This window comes from Bacillus sp. T17B1, assembly GCF_026796395.1.
GTDB lineage: Bacteria > Bacillota > Bacilli > Bacillales > Bacillaceae > Bacillus > Bacillus spizizenii_A.
The window spans coordinates 209,920-229,707 of record NZ_JALAYA010000001.1; the positions used below are offsets into that span (position 1 = coordinate 209,920).

Here is a 19,788-nt window from a genome sequence, read left to right on the forward strand (position 1 = left end):
ATCTGCTTTTTACGCTGACGGAGTCTGATAATAAGATACAACTCCTATTATTGCTAACACGATGAATACGGCTAGGATGCTCCATAACGTTATTTTAACGCCTTTTGTCATCTTATGCCCCTCACTTTTTATTAAGTTCCAACCGGTCTCTCTGCAATTTGGATATCAGTTCCGACTGGTTTTTCACTAAATTGAATGTCTGACTGAGTAAACAAACTAGCGCCAGCAGCTAACCCGCTTAAGATAATAGCTGTAACAGATACACGAAGTATTAATCTTTTCATCCTATTCCCTCCAACTGCCTCATTTTCTTTTCGGCTAAAATAGCTCGCTTAGAAAATTCAAGAGCATCCTTATAACATTCTTTCTCCTCACAGTACTGAGAGATAATCAAGGAAAGATCAAGAACACTGTCTAAGTCATTCTTTTCTTGAAGGAAATGAATGTAACTCCAACATTGCTCAATGGTTTCGTTTTGATTATCTTGAAGAAGTGCATAAATGATGTTTATTTTAGCCTCATACACTTTATTCTCTTTCTGGGTTAAATTTTCCTGTCCCTTTTTGTAATAATATACAGCTTTATCTTTTTGACCCATGAGGAATAACTCTTTGGTAGCCATGTAAAGAGAGTTAATGTAATAAACTGATTGTCGCCACTCTTTATTTCTTATGGCTTTTCTCAGTGCGTTGAGACAGTCTTGGGATCTGTTTGCTGCTGAGTATGTAATACTTAAATTGTGATGAATTTGCGCTTCGAAAAATTTATCATCAAGCTCTTTTGAAATTCTAATGGCTTGGAAATAAGCTTCTTCAGCTTTATCAAATTGGCCTAGATCTGTATAGTTAGTTCCAACAACCATAAGAGCAGTTGCATACTTCCTTTTGTAATTTTCATTCCCTTTATAAATGTTGAGTGCGTTGTTTATATAATTTAATGAAACAATACTTTGCCGGAGCATCATGTACATTGATGCCACTTTAGAATAAAACTCAGCGACTTCAATTTCATCAGGAATAATCGATAACTTTTTCTCAGCAATTTTAAATAAGCTTATGGCATTCTCAAAGTTCCGATTGTAGGATTCGAATAACGCTTCAAACAAAAAGAAATAGTACTCTATCATGTTATCTGTTTTTTGAATTTCTCTTGCATGTCTTTTGTTGAAGTAGGAATGCTTTGGAAAGTCTGTTCCTTTTACTTGATACATCATCATTTTATGTCTCTCTTCAAGTAGAGAGTAATACATCAATACTTCCTGGTCTTCTTCCATGTCATCAAATAAAGATTTGACTTCTTTAAAATATTTTTCAGCAGCCTCAACATTCTGCTGTTTTATGGCCATATACCATTCATTTAAGAAATTAGCAACATATTCAGAAGCAAGTTTACTCATAATAAACCCCTCTTTCTGTCAAAATTCTAAATTATCAAACAAATGTTAACACAACTTTAACATTAAATGTAATATATAGAAAAAATTTTCGACATAGCGCAATTCTGCTTTCGTGATGACGCAATCAAACTCAAGGGATAATATGCCTATTTTTAGGATGCGAAAGAACAGATCACCTAGGTCTTGTATATCGATTATAAGGAAATGTCTTTTTTCGGACAATGAATTGAGTAAAAATAACTACTTCTATTGGAGGATTTCTGGTATTTGTCCGATCTTAAAGCCGTTAACTCTCCTAAACTATGGTAAAATTTTGAGTATTGAGTGTCAGAAAAAAGGAGAATGGTATGAAGGTATTTGAAGCAAAGTCATTACTTTCTGAAGCGGATAAACGTGCAAAAGAGTACAAGGAACTCAGATCACAAATGGTTAAGCTCAGAAAAGCATTTAAAGACGTAGCTAACCTGGATGACAGCGAGTTTTCAGGTAAAGGTGCAAACAATATCAAAGCATTTTATCATGATCATGTCGGTGTTACAGATCAATGGATTGATCTTATCGATATGAAAATTGCTTTCCTTACAAGTATCTCTGGTGTTGTTGAGGAAGCCAGCTTATCAGATGCATACGTCGAGGAGTCTTTTTTAGAGCATGAACTTGCAAATGCATATAAGAAATCAAAGGCTATTATGTCCGAACAGAAGAAAGCAATGAAGGACATTCTGAACGATATTGACGATATCCTACCACTTGATTTGTTTTCAACAGAAAACTTTAAAGATGAACTTGCCAGTGCAGATAAGAAACGTGAAAAAACAATTGATAAAATTCGAGAAGTAGATGATGATTTAACAACTGAATATGCACTAACAGAGCCTAACGAACAATTCATTCAGCAAGATTTTAAAAAACTTCAAGAATCAACAGGTAAAGGGAAAAATGCTACACCTATTCACTATAATGCCAAAGCGTATAGAGAAAGCGACATACATAAGAAAAAAGGCGATATTGAAAAACGTACAGAAGCTTATTTGACGATTAAGAAGAAGGAAGAAAAAGAACGAGAAATTGAAAAACTGAAAAAAAGACTAAAAAACTACGATTATGCGGATGCCGATGAATTTTACTCAATGGCAAAAACCATTGGTTTTGAGAATCTTACTAAAGATCAACAGAGGTATTTCACACAAATTGAAAACACACGTGAGTTGATGGCTGGAGCCAAAGGTACTGTTACAGCTCTTTATGATATGACAGCTGAAACATTAGACTATATGGCACACAATCATCCTGTCGACATGCTTATTAATTCTGCAGTTGCAGTTTATCACTATGATTCCACGTTCAATTCAATTAAAGATGCAATAATAACCTCCTATATTAGAGACGTAAAGAACGGAGACGCAGAATCAACGGCTCACTGGATTACGTGTGCAGCAGTAAACATCTTTGCTTTAAAAGGTGCTGGTTCAGTTGCTAAAATAGGAGTGAAAACAGCCGGAAAAGCTGCAGTCAAAAAAGTGTCTAAAAAACTGGATGAAACTCCTGATCCACTAACAGCAATTAAACCGTTTGTCATGCGTGAAGATGTAGTTGTAGCAGGTGGTGTGCCGTATAATGTCATCAACGATGTGAGCGCAAAAGATAGGCTACTTCAGCTTGCTAAAAAATTAGATGAAACAAGAAAGCCATTTACAGGTAAGGCAATAAATCTTCCTTGGTTAAATAAAGAAAAGTACAGTGCTGTTGAAATAGACGGCAAAGTAAAGGTTAAAGGTGAAGTTAGAGATGTAAGCCGGAGAGTATACACAATGAAAGACATTGATATTAACAGAGTAGACCCAGATACAGGGAAAACGAATCTTCAGATAATGAAAAAAGGAGATGCTCCTTACGCTAATGATGGAACTAAAGTTAATTTGCATCACCTTATCCAAGAAGAGAGTGGTACAATGCTTGAAATACCTGAAAACTGGCACAACAAATATAGTAAAGTGCTGCATGGCTTGAAGGGAAATGGACAGAGCTTTAGAAATGATCCAATACTTGAAAAGCAGTACAATAATTTTAGAAAGAGATATTGGAAATGGAGAGCTAGACAATTCGAGAATCAAGAGTAAGAGGTGATTTTAATGAACTATTCACAAGTTGAGCAATTTATTAAAGAGAATGCAGAAGAAGACGATTTTACGGGTGGAATCAGCATTGATAAAATTAATGCTATAGAGGAAAAACTAAACGTTAAGTTACCCAACAGTTATAAATGGTTTCTTGAGAAATATGGATCTGGTGGAGTTTACGGAGTAAATATACTAGGTCATGGTAAAGCTACTGCAAGAGTGGTTACAGTGACTGAAGAATACAGGAAGTACTATGATTTAATTAATGGAATTGTGGTTATCGAATATATAGATGAATTTTCTTATTGCCTTGATACAAACAGAATGGATGATGATGGAGAATGTCCGGTTATCCTTTGGGACAATCAAGAGGGTTACGGTCGAACTGTGGCCCGTAACTTTTTAGAGTTTTTAATGGAGGATCTTGAGGAATCTAAAGAAAACTGGGAAGAAGATGAAGACTGGGAAGATTAAATCAGAAGGATTGCAATTTAGAGCCCCTCAATATATGAGAGGCTCTTTTATTATTTCAATTTCCCTTCAATTTTCGCCTTAGTCTTAGGTCCATAAATACCGTCACGCTTTAGCTTGTGAATAATCTAAAAAATCTAACCTTATTGACATCTGTTCTGATCATTTATACAGAGATAGCTCAGATTTTTAATCTAGGAAGTGACAGGGCATGATTATTATATAGAGGAAGTAAAACAGAGGCTACATGTGTGAAGAATTTTAAAGATTGAGGGAGGTTTTTAAAAAGAGCCCTCTAAAACCTATCAATACTAGGGTTTATAACGTTATTGAGTTCTACTCTCGTTAATCGTTTTAAAAACCCCTGCCGCTATGCGGTCGGGGTTTTTTTATCGTCTGTTTCGTCTTTTACCTCTTGCTGGCCAACACTATCTCGCGCCTGCTGCTCCCAATAATCCCGCTGCAGCCTTTCTTTTGCAATCGTAAACATGAGATTCACGGTGAGCGCTCCTTTCTGTAAAAGGTGGTGATTGATCGTGTTTGCCCTATCTAATATACTCTTTTCCTGTCTTTGCTATGCGCTAAACAAAAAAAGATCCTTTGCCCTTAGCGGCAAAGGATTTTTTTCTTATTTATAAGTTACAAGGAAGTATTTTTTCTTCCCGCGGCGTAGGACAGTAAATTGGCCTTCGATGCGGTCTCCAGCCGATAAGATATAATTGATTTCCGTCTGGCGTTCGCCGTTAATGTAAACAGCTCCGTTTTGAATGTCTTCACGGGCTTGGCGTTTAGATGGAGATAATTTAGATTGCACCAATACATCTACAAGTGAAAGCTCCTGGCTGCTGTCAGCTTCCATAGATGGAACATCTTTAAAGCCGACTTTTACGTCTTGGGCAGAAAGCTCTTTAATATTGCCGCTGAACAATGCTTCGGATATATTAATAGCTTGTTCCAGCGCCTCACGTCCATGAACGAGCGCTGTCACTTCTTCTGCCAGGCGCTTTTGCGCTTCTCGCTTTTCAGGCGCCGTTTCTGTTTTCTCAGCGTATGCTTCAATTTCCTCTTTTGATAGGAACGTAAAGTATTTTAAGTATTTCACAACGTCACGGTCATCTGTGTTGATCCAGAATTGATAGAATTCATACGGCGATGTTTTTTCCTTATCAAGCCAGATAGCGCCGCCTTCCGTTTTTCCGAACTTCGTGCCGTCTGCTTTTGTGACAAGCGGAATGGTAAGACCGAACGCTTTTGCCCCTTCTTCTTCTGATTTTCTGATCAGTTCAAGACCCGCTGTAATGTTGCCCCATTGATCGCTTCCGCCGATTTGCAGCTTACAGTTTTTGTCTCTGTACAGATTTAAGAAATCATAAGATTGAAGAATCATGTAGCTGAATTCCGTGTATGAAATGCCGGATTCAATTCTTGAGCTGACCGTGTCTTTTGCCAGCATGTAATTGATGCCGAAGTTTTTACCGACATCACGAAGGAAGTCGATCACATTCATTTTGCCGATCCAGTCAAAGTTGTTGGCGATGACAGCAGGATTTTCTGCAGCATCAAAATCCAGAAATCTGGACAGCTGGTTTTTGATTTTTTGGGACCATTCGGATACGATGTCAGCAGTATTTAATGTACGCTCCGCTTTTTTTCCGCTCGGATCGCCAATAAGGCCCGTCGCGCCGCCCACAAGCGCAATCGGATGATGCCCCGCAAGCTGGAAACGGCGAAGTGTTAAAATAGGCAGCAAGTGTCCGATATGCAAGCTGTCTGCTGTCGGATCAAAGCCTGAGTACAGGCGGATTTTCTCTTCATTCAGCTGTTTATTTAATCCCTCTTCATCTGTCATTTGCTGAATCAATCCGCGGAAGGATAAGTCTTCAAGTAAGTTTGTCATGAGATAAAGCTCCTTTTTTGATTAAAATAAAAACGCCCCTTCGTTTACACGAAGGGACGATTAATTATCGCGGTACCACCCTACTAATAAGAGAATGCAAAACATTCGTCTTATCACTTTGCCTGATAACGGATCAGGTCCGTTCTTTCACTACTGAAAGCCTGGCAGGCTTTGTTTGCAAAAGCGGTTCATGAGTGTATTCGAGATATCCGTCTGTGCTGATTTTCACCGGCCATCAGCTCTCTGGGACGTAAGGATATTCTACTTGTCTCAATCTTTACCTTTTCATATGAAGCTATATCATTTTTAACATAAATAAAATTCCGTGTCAACGTCGCCTTTTAATCCTCCATCGTTGACAGATCTCCAGCCGGCAGATTCAGCTCCCACGCCTTCAGCACGCGTCTCATGATCTTTCCGCTCCGGGTTTTCGGGAGCTTATCTTTAAATTCAATTTCACGCGGAGCCGCATGGGCTGCAAGACCCTGCTTCACAAATAGGCGGATCTCTTCTTTCAGTTTATCAGACGGCTCAAATCCTTCTCTGAGTGCGATAAAAGCTTTAATGATTTCTCCCCGCACCGGATCAGGCTTTCCAATCACGCCTGCTTCTGCAATGGCCGGGTGTTCGACAAGCTTGCTTTCTACCTCAAATGGGCCGACTCGCTCACCGGATGTCATGATGACGTCATCAACTCTGCCTTGGAACCAGAAATACCCCTCATCATCCATATAAGCAGAATCGCCAGACACATACCAGCCGCCCGGCATGAAATACGATTCGTACTTTTCAGGGTTATTCCAAATGGTGTGCATCATGGAAGGCCAGCCCTTTTTAATGGCGAGATTGCCCATTCGGTACGGCGGAAGCTCGTTGCCCTGATTGTCAACGATTGCTGCCTCCACACCAGGAATCGGCTTACCCATTGAACCCGGTTTGATATCCATGCAAGGATAGTTGCAGATAAGCTGGCTGCCCGTTTCTGTCATCCACCATGTATCATGAATTCGTTTGTTAAAGACTTTGTGCCCCCATCTAATGACTTCCGGATTTAACGGCTCACCGACACTGAGCACATGCCGAAGTGAGGTTAAATCATATTTCGCAGCCATCTCATCTCCCGCTCCCATTAACATTCGAAAAGCGGTCGGCGCGCTGTACCAGACGTTGACGCCAAGCTGCTCAATCGTTCCATACCAGCTTTCCGGGCTGAAACGGCCGCCGACGATGACATTTGTCGCTCCGTTCAGCCACGGTGCAAAAATGCCGTATACCGTACCTGTCACCCAGCCCGGATCAGCTGTGCACCAGTAAATATCTTCTTCCTTTAAATCAAGGACCCACTTTCCTGTCTGATATTGCTGAATCATCGCTTCATGGACATGAAGCACACCCTTTGGCGTTCCAGTGGAACCAGATGTATAGTGAAGCAGATAGCCGTCTTTTTTGTCCATCCATTCGATATCCAGTCTTGTGCTCTCCTGTTTAGCCGCTTCATCATAATGAATGATGTTTGTACCGCTCTCAGCTTCTCCGCCGACTACAAATATATGCTGTAAGTGAGGCAGTTTGTCAGCCGGTATTCTCTCTAAAAGCTCAGGCGTTGTGACAACAACCTTCGCCTCGCTGTTTTCAAGCCGGTCCTTCACCGCTCCCTCCATAAATGCTTCGAACAGCGGTCCGGCGATAGCCCCAATTTTGATAGCGCCAAGCATAATAAAATAAAGCTCGGGTTGTCTCGGCATAAAAATAAAAACGCGGTCCCCTTTTTCCACATTTCCATACCGTTTCAGCACATTCCCAGCTCTGTTTGATTCTTCCTTCATTTCTTTAAATGTGTATTTTTCATTCCGGTTTGCGTCTTTATAATAAAGCGCTACTTTGTTTTTTCGAAACGATTCGGCATGACGGTCAATCGCTTCATATGCCGCATTTAGTTTCCCTGTCTCATGCCAGGAGAAATGTTTCTCTGCCTCGGCCCAATCAAAATGCCGGTACGTTTCTTCATAATTTTTTAAATGATAATCCCCTTCCACTGCTGGTAACGCTTTCAAATTCATGCCCAAACATCCCCCTTTGCTGAAGTTGTCACATTTATTATAGTATATATTCATATTCTTCTCAATTTTTAAAATATAAACCGTATTGAAAACGCTTTATAATTTGTTATTCTTAAAGAAGGCATGTATTTTTATAAGAATTGATGGGACGGTGGATCAGTGGAACATCATAAAACATACCATTCAGCAAACATCAAAACAGCAACCGGCTCCTTACTGATAGAAGGGCCTGTCTCTCCAGAGGATTTAGCAGGTTACGAGTTTCATAACGATTTAACCGCATTTCGCCCGCCCCGTGAGCAGCATGAAGCGCTAGTCGATATTGCAGGCCTTCCCGAAGGACGCATTATAATTGCCAGAGACAGCCGAACCATTGTCGGCTATGTGACGTATTTATATCCTGACCCGCTCGAAAGATGGTCTGAAGGAAATATGGAGGATTTGCTTGAGCTCGGTGCCATTGAGGTGGCGCCGGCCTATCGGGGGTGTTCTGTCGGAAAGACGCTTCTGATCGTCAGCATGATGGATGAACAAATGGAAAACTACATCGTGATGACGACGGAATATTACTGGCATTGGGATTTAAAAGGGATGAAAAAAGACGTGTGGGAATATAGAAAGATGATGGAAAAGATGATGAATGCAGGCGGATTGGTCTGGTTTGCAACGGATGAGCCGGAGATCAGCTCCCACCCTGCAAACTGTCTGATGGCCCGCATCGGAAAAAACGTCAGCCAAGAATCAATTGAACAATTTGACAGGCTCCGTTTTTATCATCGTTATATGTATTAACTGACACTGACAAAGGGGAAAAAATAATGATTGTTGAGCAAATCATGAAAAGGGATGTCATTACATTAACGAAGACGGATACGCTTGAAACAGCAATATGCAAACTGAAGGAGTTCCATATCAGGCATCTGCCTGTTGTAGACGAAAATCTCCATGTGATCGGCATGATTACAGACAGGGACATGAAACAGGCCAGCCCGAGTATTTTTGAAGAAGAAAGCAAACGGTGCCAATTTCTCACCCGAAGCGTAGATTCAATTATGAAAAAAGATGTTGTCTGCGCCCACCCGTTAGATTTTGTCGAAGAAATATCCGCTGTGTTCTACGAGCATGGCATCGGCTGTCTCCCAGTGGTGCAGCATCAAAAATTAGTAGGCATTTTGACAAAAACCGATTTGCTCCGGACATTTGTCAAATTGACAGGCGCTGACCAGCCCGGATCGCAAATCGAAATAAAAGTGAACGACATCACCAAAAGCCTCGCGGAGATCAGCAGCCTTTGCCAAGACCTTCAAGTGAAAATATTAAGCGTGCTTGTTTATCCGCATGATGATCCCGGTGTAAAAGTGCTTGTCTTCCGTGTAAAAACGATGAATCCGCTGCCGTTTTTGCAGGCATTACAAAGAAATAGGCACCATGTCATATGGCCTTCAGAGCAAAGGGATTTGCTATGAGAGACAGTGTATTTATCTATTCTCCATCGTATCAAACCTATATGTTTCATCAGGAACATCCATTTAATCAGCAGCGGGTTCTGTTAACTTACGACTTGCTCAAGACGATCAATGCTTTTGATGACGGAGACATTGTCAGTCCCAGACTCGCGGAAGAACTGGAGCTGGCCCTTGTCCATACGGACGATTATATTCAGGCGGTCAAGCTTGCGGGCGCGGGAAAACTTCCCGCTGAAGAAGGAGAAAGCTACGGGCTCGGCACAGAAGATACACCTGTCTTTGCCGGCATGCACGAAGCGGCATCACTCTTAGTCGGCGGGACCTTAACGGCCGCAGACTGGGTGATGTCAGGACAAGCACTGCATGCCGCCAACCTTGGAGGGGGCCTGCATCACGGCTTTCGGGGGAGAGCTTCGGGGTTTTGCATATACAACGACAGTGCTGTGGCGATTCAATATATCCAGAAAAAATACAGAGCCAGAGTGCTTTATATTGACACGGACGCCCACCATGGAGACGGTGTGCAATTTACATTTTACGATAATCCTGACGTATGCACGCTGTCCATTCATGAGACAGGAAGGTATTTATTCCCCGGAACCGGCCAAATCCAGGAAAAAGGCAGCGGAAAAGGATATGGGTATTCCTTTAATATCCCGCTTGACGCTTTTACAGAGGATGACTCATTTCTTGAGGCTTACCAGACAGCGGCTTCTGAAGTAGCCGCTTATTTCCAGCCGGATGTCATTATCAGCCAAAACGGCGCCGATGCCCATTACTATGACCCGCTGACGCATTTATCTGCAACAATCAACATATACGAAGAAATTCCCCGGCTTGCACACACGTTAGCGCACCAGTATTGCGAAGGAAGATGGATTGCAGTAGGAGGCGGCGGCTATGATATTTGGCGTGTCGTGCCCCGTGCCTGGGCCAGAATATGGCTTGAGATGAAGGGAATTGATCCAGGAAACGATATCCCGCAGGATTGGATCGCTAAATGGCAAAAACAATGCCCCGTCACCCTTCCGTCCAGCTGGAGCGATCCTGCCGATTTATATCCCCCGATTCCCCGCAAGCCAGAAATTACAGAAAAAAATGCACAAACTGTCAGAAAAGCATTATATGCAATACGATCTGAGCAGCAGCAGCAAAGAACAAAATAAAAAACGACCTTTACGAAGAGGTCGTTTTTTATTTTTTGATGACAATTTCCACACGCCGGTTTTCCTTCATATGTTCGTTTGTCTTGTTATCCTTTACAGGCTTTGTATCTGCATAACCGACAGCGATAAAGCGCTTGGAGGGAAGTTTTTCTTTTGATGTGAAATATTGAATCACTCCGCTCGCCCGCGCTGCCGACAGCTCCCAATTAGACGGATATCGGTATGTCGAAATGTTTCGGCTGTCTGTATGGCCCTCCACCTGAATGTCATTTGGAATTACTTGAAGAAAAACAGCGATTTGGTGAAGAAGTGTTTCAGCATTTTTCAGCACCTTTGCCTCACCTGAATCAAACAGTGCAGCCTCCTGCAGAACGAGCACGACACCGCGTTCATCCCGTTTGGCTGTCATTTGGGCCTTCAAATGATTGTCTTTTATATATGTATTTACTTTCTTGAGAAGCTGATCCTGCTGATTCTCTTGCTTCTTCGCACCGGCTGGCGAGGTAGCCTTTTTTTCTATGGACGTTTGGTCCGGCTGGAGTCCGCTGCCTTCCTTTTGGATCGAATCAACTGCCGCTTTAAATTTTTGCAGATCAATTTGGGACATGGAAAAAAGTAAAATAAAGAAAACAAGGATCAAAGTGATCAAATCTGAAAAGGTGACCATCCAGCTCGAGGAAGAATGGCTGTTTTTCCCGCTTCCATTCCTTCTATCAAAACGTTCTCTTCTAAGCTTCATGTACAGATCCCTTTTTTGCTTTTGCTTGATTTGGCTGTTTTTGCCATTCTTCCCGGGAGCTGAAAACGACAAGCTGGCTTTCAAGATTGCGCGGGTTTTTTCCGGATTGGATTCCGATAATACCTTCCACCATTACCTGCTTGATAAAGATTTCACTTTCTGTTTTTTCTTCGAGCTTAGCAGCAATCGGGTTGAAGACCATGTTTGCCAGTAATGAACCGTATAAGGTCGTCAGAAGTGCGACGGCCATATTCGGTCCAAGCATATGTGGATCATTTAAGTTTTTGAGCATCAGCACGAGCCCGACGAGTGTTCCGATCATTCCCCATGCCGGAGCGAATTCCCCCGCTTTTTCAAAAACACGCCGTCCTTTGCGGTGCCGCTCCTCCATTGCTGCGATTTCTGAATCCATGACGAGTCGAATCGTTTCTTCATCCCAGCCGTCAATTGCTAGAAGCAGCCCTTTTTTCATGAATGGATCTTTGATTTCCCGAGTCTGATCATCTAATGATAAAAGCCCGTGTTTACGCGCGTGATCGGAAAGAGAGACAAAGGTTTTCACAAGATCTTTCACATTGTCTTCCTGGCGGATAAATGCCTGCTTTAACACAGAGGGCGCTTTTTTCAGCTCTCTCGGCGGAAAACTGATAAAAACAGCGGCGCATAGTCCCCCTGTTACGATGAAGAAAGAGGTCAGATCAAGAAAAGAGCGGAAACCGCTTACTCCCGATCCCGAGATAATCCCTATAATAATAATAATCGTTCCTAACACAAAACCAACAGGTGTAAGATAATCAAAACGTTTCATCATTTCTCCCCATTAAAAAAGCAAGAATTCACCTTAATGGTGAAGCTTGCTCTCTTGTTTTTCTTATGACTTGGTTGACTTTCTTAGCTCTATGCGGTGCGGCAGTTCGACGATATGCTCTTCAACGGGCTCTTTATTCATGAGTTTCGTCAACAGCCTCATTGCTACGGCGCCAATATCATATGTTGGCTGAACAACCGTTGAAAGCTGCGGACGAACCATGAGGCTTAATCTCGTATTATCAAAGCCGATAATCTCGAGATCCTCAGGAATGGATAAGCCTTGATCCTGAGCTGCATGGATAATCCCGAGTGCCATCTCATCAGTTGCAGAAAGAATGGCAGTCGGTTTTTTGTCCAGGTTCATCAGATGCTGCAGCGCTTCAAGTCCGGAATCATATGTGTAATCACCTTCAGCGACAAATTGTTCATTAAACGGAAGGTTCGATTCTTCAAGCGCACGTTTATAGCCTTGCAGTTTTTTCGAACGATTGATCGGTTCTGTCATTGGTCCGGAGACGAATGCGATATCTGTATGCCCTTTATCTACCAATAGCTTCACTGCATCATAAATCGCCTGTTCGTAATCGATCGCGACTGACGGTGTTTCCCCCTGCTCTTCTACAGAAGCAGCAAGTACGATCGGCACTGGAGAACGCTTAAATTCCTCAACATGCTCGTCCGTAATGTTTCCGCCCATAAACACGATGCCGTCTACTTGTTTGCCGAGCATTGTGTTTAACAGGTGCAATTCTTTCTCCATGTTTTGGTCGGAGTTGCTTAAAATAATATTGTATTTATACATTGTTGCGATATCTTCAATTCCGCGCGCAAGCTCTGAATAGAAAATGCTTGAGATATCGGGAATGATGACACCTACAGTTGTTGTTTTTTTGCTTGCCAGCCCTCTTGCCACCGCGTTTGGACGGTAGCCGAGACGGTCAATGGCTTCCAAGACTTTTTTTCGCGTTGTCGGTTTTACATTCGGGTTGCCGTTCACGACACGGGAAACGGTTGCCATGCTTACATTAGCTTCTCTCGCTACATCGTAGATCGTAATATTGCTCATCCTAAAACCACTCCTTTTACTGGATACACTTATCCTTATCTATAGCATAAACACTTTATGTAGAGAAATGTCATAATGTCCGAATTTATGTCGTTTATGATTTGTAAGCGTAAGTCAGTAGTGTACATTATTTTTCATTATTCATCAAATTTAATTACTTCTCATGAAATTATACACGTTTTTATAGATGATGAAAACGTATACTTGGATTTTATAACTAATTAAACGAGAAAGCATAAAAAAGGCCGCTGACGCGGCCTTTTGGATTGTTCAATTAAGCGTTGACTTTCACCATAGGTTTCAGTTCATTCAACCATTTCTCGAATTCAGGAATCGCCATTTGCTGAGCAGAGTCAGAAAGTGCGACTGACGGATCAGGGTGAACCTCAGCCATTACGCCGTCTGCACCAATCGCTAAAGCGGCTTTAGCTGTCGGAAGCAAGAGGTCGCGGCGGCCAGTTGAATGCGTAACATCAACAAAGACAGGCAAATGCGTTTCTTGTTTCAAAATCGGCACGGCAGAAATATCCAGTGTGTTTCTTGTTGCTGTTTCGTATGTTCTGATACCGCGCTCACAAAGGATGATTTGGTCATTTCCTTGTGACATGATGTATTCAGCAGCATTGATAAATTCAGAGATCGTTGCAGCAAGTCCGCGCTTCAGAAGCACTGGCTTTTTCACTGCGCCGGCCGCTTTCAGCAATTCAAAGTTTTGCATGTTCCGCGCTCCGATTTGAATCACATCAATGTAGTCAAGCGCTTCTTCGATATGAGCCGGAGTTACGATTTCACTGATCACTGCCAGATCAAATTCGTCCGCTACACGTTTTAAAATTTGCAGGCCTTCAATACCAAGACCTTGGAAATCGTATGGGCTCGTACGAGGCTTAAAGGCTCCTCCGCGCAAAATTTTAATTCCTTGTTTTTTCGCAGCTGCAGCCACTTCAGCCACCTGCTCGTAGCTCTCTACCGCACATGGGCCGACAATGAATCTTTGCTGGCCGTCTCCGATTTTTTCACCTTTGATATCTACAATTGTATCTTCAGGTTTTTTCTTACGGGAGACAAGCAGCGCTTTGCTATGATCTTCTTCCTGAAGCTCTAAACCGGCTTTAAATATCTCTTTAAAAATGTGCTGGATGGTAGAATTTTCGAACGGTCCGTCATTGTTTTCAATGATGTTGTTTAACATTGTGCGTTCTCTGACAGGGTCAAATCGGTTAACACCCTGTGCTTCCTTCGCTTTACCGATCTCTTTTACAACATTTCCGCGTTCGTTGATTAATTTTAATATTTGTAGGTTTAATTCGTCTGCTTTCTGCCTTAAAAGCTCTAACTCTGTGTTGCTCATTTTTTTCATCCTTTCCCTGCACATTCACTTTTTATTTTGTAGTTATCATGCATCTTACTATAAGTAATTCCAAATGGAAATACTGAAATACAAAAAATTTTATAAAAACACCGCTTTATTACCAAAACGCTTTTAAGCGATAAAGTAATCTATGAAGTAATCCTACATGATGTGAGGGCAATGTTCAAGAGTTTTTTCAAAAAAAAGCGTCCAGATTATAATCTGGACGCTTTTTTTATGACAAATGCTGCTCAATAGCCGCTTCTGTAATTTGTGAATGTGAGGTATGCCATTTAACCTCGCCGTTTTGGATGACGAAAACCTGAGGGCTTTCGTGCTTTACGCTGTATGTTTCTGCGATGAAATTTGACAGCGGCCGAGCTTCTTGTACTTGCAGGTAATAAGCCGGCACATCCTCATGCTGATTTGCAAAGGCATCAAACTCATGAAATGCTGCCTGGCTGATCGGGCATGTGATGCTGTGTTTAAAGAAGACGAAGGTGCCTTCCTGTTCTGCAATCCGTTTGAATTCTTCTTCAGATTGAATAAGCTGTTTTGCCATGACTCAAGCTCTTCCTTCCCTGCTCAGCGATTGATATGCTCAGCCTGTTTTTGTGCATCTTTCAGTTCGTCTTTTACATCCTCTTTCGTCTGGAGGACTTGATCTTTTGTTTCATCGGCCGCCTGCATCACTTCTTCTCTCATCTCTTGCATATCAGTTGTTGAATCTGTTTTTTCAGATTTGGAACGGTCTTTTAAATCCTTGACCTTGTTCATGATCTGCCCTGACTGATCTGCTACAAGCTGTGTGATGTTAGATGTTTTGTCTTTTGCGATGCTGACATATTGTGTGCCTTTTTCCTTCGCATCTGCTGTCATTTTGTCAGTTTTATCTCGCAAAGCAACAGCTTGGCTGCCGAGATCGTCACGAAGTTCTTTGCCTGATTTAGGCGCTAGAAAAAGAGCTGTAGTGGCACCGATGATTCCCCCGATTAGAGTTCCGATTAAAAAATCTTTACTATTAATTCCATCTTTGCTCATCATTATTCCTCCTCATAGTATTTTTTTCTCTTAGAGAGTTGATTTTTTTCTTAGTTTCCATTTCTCCCAAATTTCCATTGCTGCTTGGCTCCATGTGACAACTTGATTGATCTTGTCTTGATTTTCTCTTACTGATGCCGATACAGACCCTGCCGCCTGTTTCATGGATGTATTGAACTGCTGTACAGAAGTTCCCACCCCTTGAACAGCATGAACGACCGTGTTCAGCTTTTCTGATTTTTCTTGAATATCTTCAGCCAGGCGGTTGGTCTTATGTAATAGCTCGGCTGTTTCAGTTGTGATGCCCTTCATTTGTCCCTCCAGCCCTTCGAGAGTGGATGCGACGTTTTTTAGTGTCAGCTGCAGTGACTTCAATGTTTTAGACAAGTAGATCACTAATACCAGAAATGCGACTGCGATGAGTGCAACGCTTAAATAAAGAATGATAATCATCTCAAACCTCCTTGCTGCAGGATATACTGCTGTTTACCCGTTTTCTTCAATCATAAACATGTGTACTGGGCTGTATACATATTATTCTTCATTATGTAAGAAAATCCTTTAACAAGCTGTTCCCTTCAGATAAATAAAAAGCAGTGAGATCACTGCTTTTTATTATGCCATGACGTTTTCGTAGGCTCTCATATATTTTTGGATATCTCCTGCTCCCATAAAGATGAGAACGGCTTTTTCATGAGCTTTTAAAACAGATGTGTCATCTTCTTTAATCAGCTTTGCATTATGAATTTTTCCCTGCAGGTCGCCGATTGTCAGCTTTCCTGCATTCTCCCGGGCTGAGCCAAAAATATCACATAAATACACACAGTCAGCTCCGCTCAGGCTTTCTGCGAATTCGTCAAGGAATTGCTGCGTCCGCGTAAATGTATGAGGCTGAAACACCGCGACGATTTCACGATCAGGGTATTTCTGCCTTGCAGCCTCAATTGTCACTTTTATTTCTGTCGGGTGATGAGCGTAGTCATCTATCAGCACTTGATCCCCGAGCTGCTTCTCATTGAATCTGCGTTTGACGCCGCCGAATGATTTGAGGGCATGCTTAATGATGCTGGAATCAATTTCTTCATAATGACATAACGCAATGACCGCCAATGAGTTTAATACATTGTGGTGGCCGTACGCAGGAATATAAAACGTATCATAGAATGTATTGCGTACAAATACATCGAAAGTTGTCCCTTCCGTGCTTTTCACGATGTTTCTGGCTTGAAAATCATTTTCTTCCCCCGTGCCGTAATATACAACAGGTACGTTGGCATGGATTTTCGGCAGATGCTCATCGTCTCCGCAGGCAATAATTCCTTTGTTGACTTGAAGAGCCATCTCTTGGAAAGCGTCAAACACATCGTCAATGCTTGAGAAGTAATCAGGATGATCAAAATCAATATTTGTCATGATTGCGTAGTCTGGCTGATAGCTTAAGAAATGGCGGCGATATTCACACGCTTCAAACACAAAGTATTCGCTGTTTTCATTTCCCTGGCCTGTTCCGTCCCCAATTAAGAAAGACGTCGGTTTTGCGCTTTGGATCACATGAGCCAGCAGACCCGTAGTCGACGTTTTGCCGTGTGCACCGGTAACGGCAACACTAGTGAATTTTTTCATGTAGTCGCCTAAAAACTTATGATAACGTACCACCGGAATTCCGTCAGACATGGCTTTTTCAATTTCAGGATGCGTGTCTGGGAATGCGTTTCCGGCGATAACTGTCATGCCGGGTTTGATATTATCCGCGCTAAAAGGAAGAATCGTGATATTTCTTTTTTCAAGCGCTGTTTGCGTAAAAATAAATTTTTCGATATCCGATCCTTGGACAGTATATCCATTATCATGAAGTATTTGGGCAAGCGGACTCATACCGGTCCCTTTTATTCCAACAAAATGATAAACAGTCATAATTGTACCTCCAACAAACGTCTATCTGCTCCCCAGTATATGACGCTCATTTCAATTTGCGACCGCGGCGGCTGAAAAGCCTCCTTAGCGGCGTATTTTATATGTTTTGTTATATTTAGTATCCGGTTATTTCTTTCCGATTAAACCTAGATATCAAGAATTGTCTATGCGCACCTGCTGTAAAGCGGCATAGCTGTTAAATGCTCTAAACACTATCATACCATGTTTGGTGTGAAAATGAACATTTATTATTCGTTTATTAAGTCACTTGCTGTGATCAGCACCTCTCGAGGTTTGCTTCCTTTTGCCTCAGAGATCATGCCTTCCGCTTCCATCATATCAATCAGCCTTGCCGCGCGATTGTATCCGATTCTGAATCTTCTTTGCAGACTTGAAGTGCTCGCGCTGTTTTGCTCAACAACAAACTCACACGCTTCGTAAAACAGTTCATCCTCTTCTTTCAGGGCTGATCCTTGTCTTACAAGCTCTTCTTGTTCAAATAAATAGGTTGGCGGCATTTGTTTTCTGACGTGGGAAACAACACGGTCGATTTCGCGGTCCGACACAAAGTTACCTTGAAGGCGGACAGGTTTTCCCGAGCCGTTTTCCAAAAAGAGCATATCCCCTTTTCCGAGAAGCTTTTCTGCACCGGCGATGTCAATGATCGTTCGGGAATCAACCTGGCTTGAGACAGAAAATGCGATTCTCGTCGGGATATTCGCCTTAATCAGGCCGGTGATGACATCGACTGACGGCCGCTGAGTTGCGACAAGCAGATGAATTCCGCACGCTCTGGCTTTTTGGGCAATCCGCGCAATGCTCTCTTCCACATCATTTGGAGCCACCATCATCAAATCAGCAAGCTCATCAATAACCACAACTAAATACGGCAGCTTTTCGCCCGTGTGATGATCAGCGGTTAATTGATTAAAGCGGTCAATATCGCGAACACCTGAATGGGCAAACAGCTCATAGCGCCGCTCCATTTCCTCAACGACCCACTTTAACGCAGCCGTAGCCGCTTTGGCGTCTGTAATGACTGGGCTGACGAGATGAGGAATTTTGTTGTAAGGAGCCAGCTCTACCATTTTCGGATCAATCAGCAGCACTTTTACCTCACTCGGATCGGCTTTATACAGCAGGCTGACTAATATTGTATTGATGCAAACGCTTTTTCCCGAGCCAGTGGCGCCCGCAATCAAACCATGCGGCATTTTCTTTAAGTCGATGACGACAGGGTTTCCTGAGATATCCAATCCCAGCGCAGCCGTGAGCGGTGACTTGCTTGTCCTGAAGGCTGAGCTGCGAATCATTTGGCGCAAATCAACCACCTTGCTCGAGCGGTTCGGCACTTCAATTCCGATTGTGTTTTTCCCCGGAATCGGCGCTTCAATCCGAATATCTCTTGCGGACAGGCTGAGTTTAATATCATCAGATAAGTTGGTGATTTTATTCACCTTTACGCCTGGCTCAGGATGCACTTCAAATCTTGTGACAGACGGTCCCTGGGTCACATGGACAACATTGGCGCGGACATTGAAATTTTTCAGAGTCAAATCAAGAAGCTGACGCTGTTCTTCAATCCAAGCAGTATCATCCTGAACTTGTGCTGGCGGAACATCAAGCAGTGCGACATTCGGAAACACATAGCTGCCGCGGCGCTCCTCTGCTTTTTGCTGTTTATGCGTATCCCTTTTCAGCATCATGACATTAAAAGGAACGGACGGCCCTTTTTGCGGAGATGCGCTTCGTTCAGTCCGTTTCTCCTGCATGACAGGCCTTTTTTGCGGCTTCTCTATGGCTGCATGTGTTTCGTTCGCATGGATTTCCTGCCGATTTTCATGGGCTGCAGGAAACGATCTGGAACCCTGCTCCCGGCTGTCATTCTGCACCGATTGTGTCTGGCTTTCTGGCTGAACATCTATCTTCGTATCCTCAGCTTCTCCCGGAATATCGGTCTGAATATTTACTAAGCTGTCTTCTGATGGCACTTCTGATTCATTCGCATTAGTTTCTGCTTGTGTCAGAATCTCAGATGCTGAATGCTCATGATCAGCAAATAAGGAAGGCCCTTCTTGTTGAATTTCCACTTGCTCTTCTTGAACAGATCGGGTCTCAGCAGCTTCTGCCGCGATTTCATGACGATTGTTTACTGAGCTGTCAGACGGCTCTTCAGATACTTCGGTCTCAGATATTGCCTCTGTCAGAGACCTTGGTGCTGTTTGCTCTTCATTTTGTTCACCCTGGAACACAGGCTCTTCCAATTCCGCTGGCTGTTGTTCCCTTTGTTC

The 19,788-nt window shown here is 42.6% G+C and carries 19 protein-coding genes and 1 other annotated feature; of the genes, 5 read left to right on the top strand and 14 right to left on the bottom strand.

Annotation, left to right across the window (positions count from 1 at the left end; translation table 11 throughout):
• Nucleotides 1-131 precede the first annotated feature (131 nt).
• Both MOF34_RS01025 and MOF34_RS01030 read right to left on the bottom strand, forming a co-directional pair.
• On the bottom strand, nt 132-284 hold the full coding sequence (locus MOF34_RS01025) for a PhrK family phosphatase-inhibitory pheromone (protein WP_014479495.1): 153 nt from the start codon (nt 282-284) through the stop codon (nt 132-134).
• Nucleotides 281-1,396 carry a Rap family tetratricopeptide repeat protein gene (locus tag MOF34_RS01030; protein WP_268398024.1) on the bottom strand — a complete coding sequence of 372 codons (1,116 nt, stop codon included), beginning with the start codon at nt 1,394-1,396 and terminating at the stop codon, nt 281-283. The genes MOF34_RS01025 and MOF34_RS01030 overlap by 4 nt, the downstream gene beginning before the upstream one ends.
• 347 nt (nt 1,397-1,743) lie before the next feature.
• Here MOF34_RS01030 and MOF34_RS01035 point away from each other — a divergent pair, with 347 nt between their 5' ends.
• Together MOF34_RS01035 and MOF34_RS01040 are read left to right on the top strand one after the other, a co-directional pair.
• A complete protein-coding gene (locus MOF34_RS01035; protein WP_268398026.1) occupies nt 1,744-3,516 on the top strand; it encodes a T7SS effector LXG polymorphic toxin in 1,773 nt (590 codons plus the stop codon).
• Nucleotides 3,517-3,528: 12 nt separating this feature from the next.
• Entirely contained in the window at nt 3,529-3,990 is a 462-nt protein-coding gene (locus MOF34_RS01040) for an SMI1/KNR4 family protein (RefSeq protein WP_268398028.1), read from the top strand.
• Between the two features lie 367 nt (nt 3,991-4,357).
• Here MOF34_RS01040 and sr7p read toward each other — a convergent pair whose 3' ends face one another.
• The 3 genes from sr7p to acsA form a co-directional block, all read right to left on the bottom strand.
• Nucleotides 4,358-4,486 (bottom strand): small protein SR7P, encoded by a 129-nt coding sequence (gene sr7p / locus MOF34_RS01045; RefSeq protein WP_003223472.1) that lies wholly within the window; start codon nt 4,484-4,486, stop codon nt 4,358-4,360.
• A 129-nt stretch (nt 4,487-4,615) separates the two neighbouring features.
• A complete protein-coding gene (gene tyrS, locus MOF34_RS01050; protein ID WP_019715386.1) occupies nt 4,616-5,884 on the bottom strand; it encodes a tyrosine--tRNA ligase in 1,269 nt (422 codons plus the stop codon).
• A 49-nt stretch (nt 5,885-5,933) separates the two neighbouring features.
• Nucleotides 5,934-6,171: a binding site (T-box leader), on the bottom strand.
• A 54-nt stretch (nt 6,172-6,225) separates the two neighbouring features.
• Nucleotides 6,226-7,944, bottom strand: a complete 1,719-nt coding sequence (gene acsA, locus MOF34_RS01055) for an acetate--CoA ligase (protein WP_019715387.1) — start codon at nt 7,942-7,944, stop codon at nt 6,226-6,228.
• A gap of 159 nt (nt 7,945-8,103) precedes the next feature.
• On the opposite strand from acsA, the gene acuA reads away from it, so the two are divergent.
• The 3 genes from acuA to MOF34_RS01070 are packed head-to-tail and all read left to right on the top strand — an operon-like array spanning nt 8,104 to nt 10,576.
• Nucleotides 8,104-8,736, top strand: a complete 633-nt coding sequence (acuA, locus tag MOF34_RS01060; RefSeq protein ID WP_268398029.1) for an acetoin utilization protein acetyltransferase AcuA — start codon at nt 8,104-8,106, stop codon at nt 8,734-8,736.
• Between the two features lie 26 nt (nt 8,737-8,762).
• Entirely contained in the window at nt 8,763-9,410 is a 648-nt protein-coding gene (locus MOF34_RS01065; RefSeq protein ID WP_268398030.1) for an acetoin utilization AcuB family protein, read from the top strand.
• Nucleotides 9,407-10,576: an acetoin utilization protein AcuC gene (locus tag MOF34_RS01070; protein ID WP_268398031.1), complete on the top strand. Its 1,170-nt coding sequence runs from the start codon at nt 9,407-9,409 to the stop codon at nt 10,574-10,576. The genes MOF34_RS01065 and MOF34_RS01070 overlap by 4 nt, the downstream gene beginning before the upstream one ends.
• 28 nt (nt 10,577-10,604) lie before the next feature.
• Here the strand turns inward: MOF34_RS01070 and motS are convergent, their stop codons facing one another.
• The 9 genes from motS to MOF34_RS01115 all read right to left on the bottom strand — a co-directional run.
• Entirely contained in the window at nt 10,605-11,315 is a 711-nt protein-coding gene (gene motS / locus MOF34_RS01075; RefSeq protein WP_268398033.1) for a flagellar motor protein MotS, read from the bottom strand.
• Entirely contained in the window at nt 11,305-12,123 is an 819-nt protein-coding gene (motP, locus tag MOF34_RS01080; protein WP_268398034.1) for a flagellar motor protein MotP, read from the bottom strand. The genes motS and motP overlap by 11 nt, the downstream gene beginning before the upstream one ends.
• A 63-nt stretch (nt 12,124-12,186) precedes the next feature.
• A complete protein-coding gene (gene ccpA / locus MOF34_RS01085) occupies nt 12,187-13,191 on the bottom strand; it encodes a catabolite control protein A (RefSeq protein ID WP_019715392.1) in 1,005 nt (334 codons plus the stop codon).
• A gap of 274 nt (nt 13,192-13,465) precedes the next feature.
• Nucleotides 13,466-14,542 carry a bifunctional 3-deoxy-7-phosphoheptulonate synthase/chorismate mutase gene (locus tag MOF34_RS01090; RefSeq protein ID WP_268398037.1) on the bottom strand — a complete coding sequence of 359 codons (1,077 nt, stop codon included), beginning with the start codon at nt 14,540-14,542 and terminating at the stop codon, nt 13,466-13,468.
• Between the two features lie 235 nt (nt 14,543-14,777).
• Complete coding sequence (gene ytxJ, locus MOF34_RS01095; RefSeq protein ID WP_014114796.1) at nt 14,778-15,104, bottom strand: bacillithiol system redox-active protein YtxJ; 327 nt, start codon at nt 15,102-15,104, stop codon at nt 14,778-14,780.
• A gap of 23 nt (nt 15,105-15,127) precedes the next feature.
• The gene (locus MOF34_RS01100; protein ID WP_268398039.1) at nt 15,128-15,583 is read right to left on the bottom strand and encodes a YtxH domain-containing protein; all 456 of its coding nucleotides are present in this window, start codon (nt 15,581-15,583) and stop codon (nt 15,128-15,130) included.
• Nucleotides 15,584-15,613: 30 nt separating this feature from the next.
• Entirely contained in the window at nt 15,614-16,036 is a 423-nt protein-coding gene (locus MOF34_RS01105) for a DUF948 domain-containing protein (RefSeq protein WP_019715395.1), read from the bottom strand.
• 162 nt (nt 16,037-16,198) lie between these two features.
• The gene (gene murC / locus MOF34_RS01110) at nt 16,199-17,497 is read right to left on the bottom strand and encodes a UDP-N-acetylmuramate--L-alanine ligase (RefSeq protein ID WP_268398040.1); all 1,299 of its coding nucleotides are present in this window, start codon (nt 17,495-17,497) and stop codon (nt 16,199-16,201) included.
• A 248-nt stretch (nt 17,498-17,745) separates the two neighbouring features.
• Nucleotides 17,746-19,788, bottom strand: a 2,043-nt coding sequence (locus MOF34_RS01115) for a DNA translocase FtsK (protein WP_268398042.1), incomplete at its 5' end; no start/stop codon positions are given.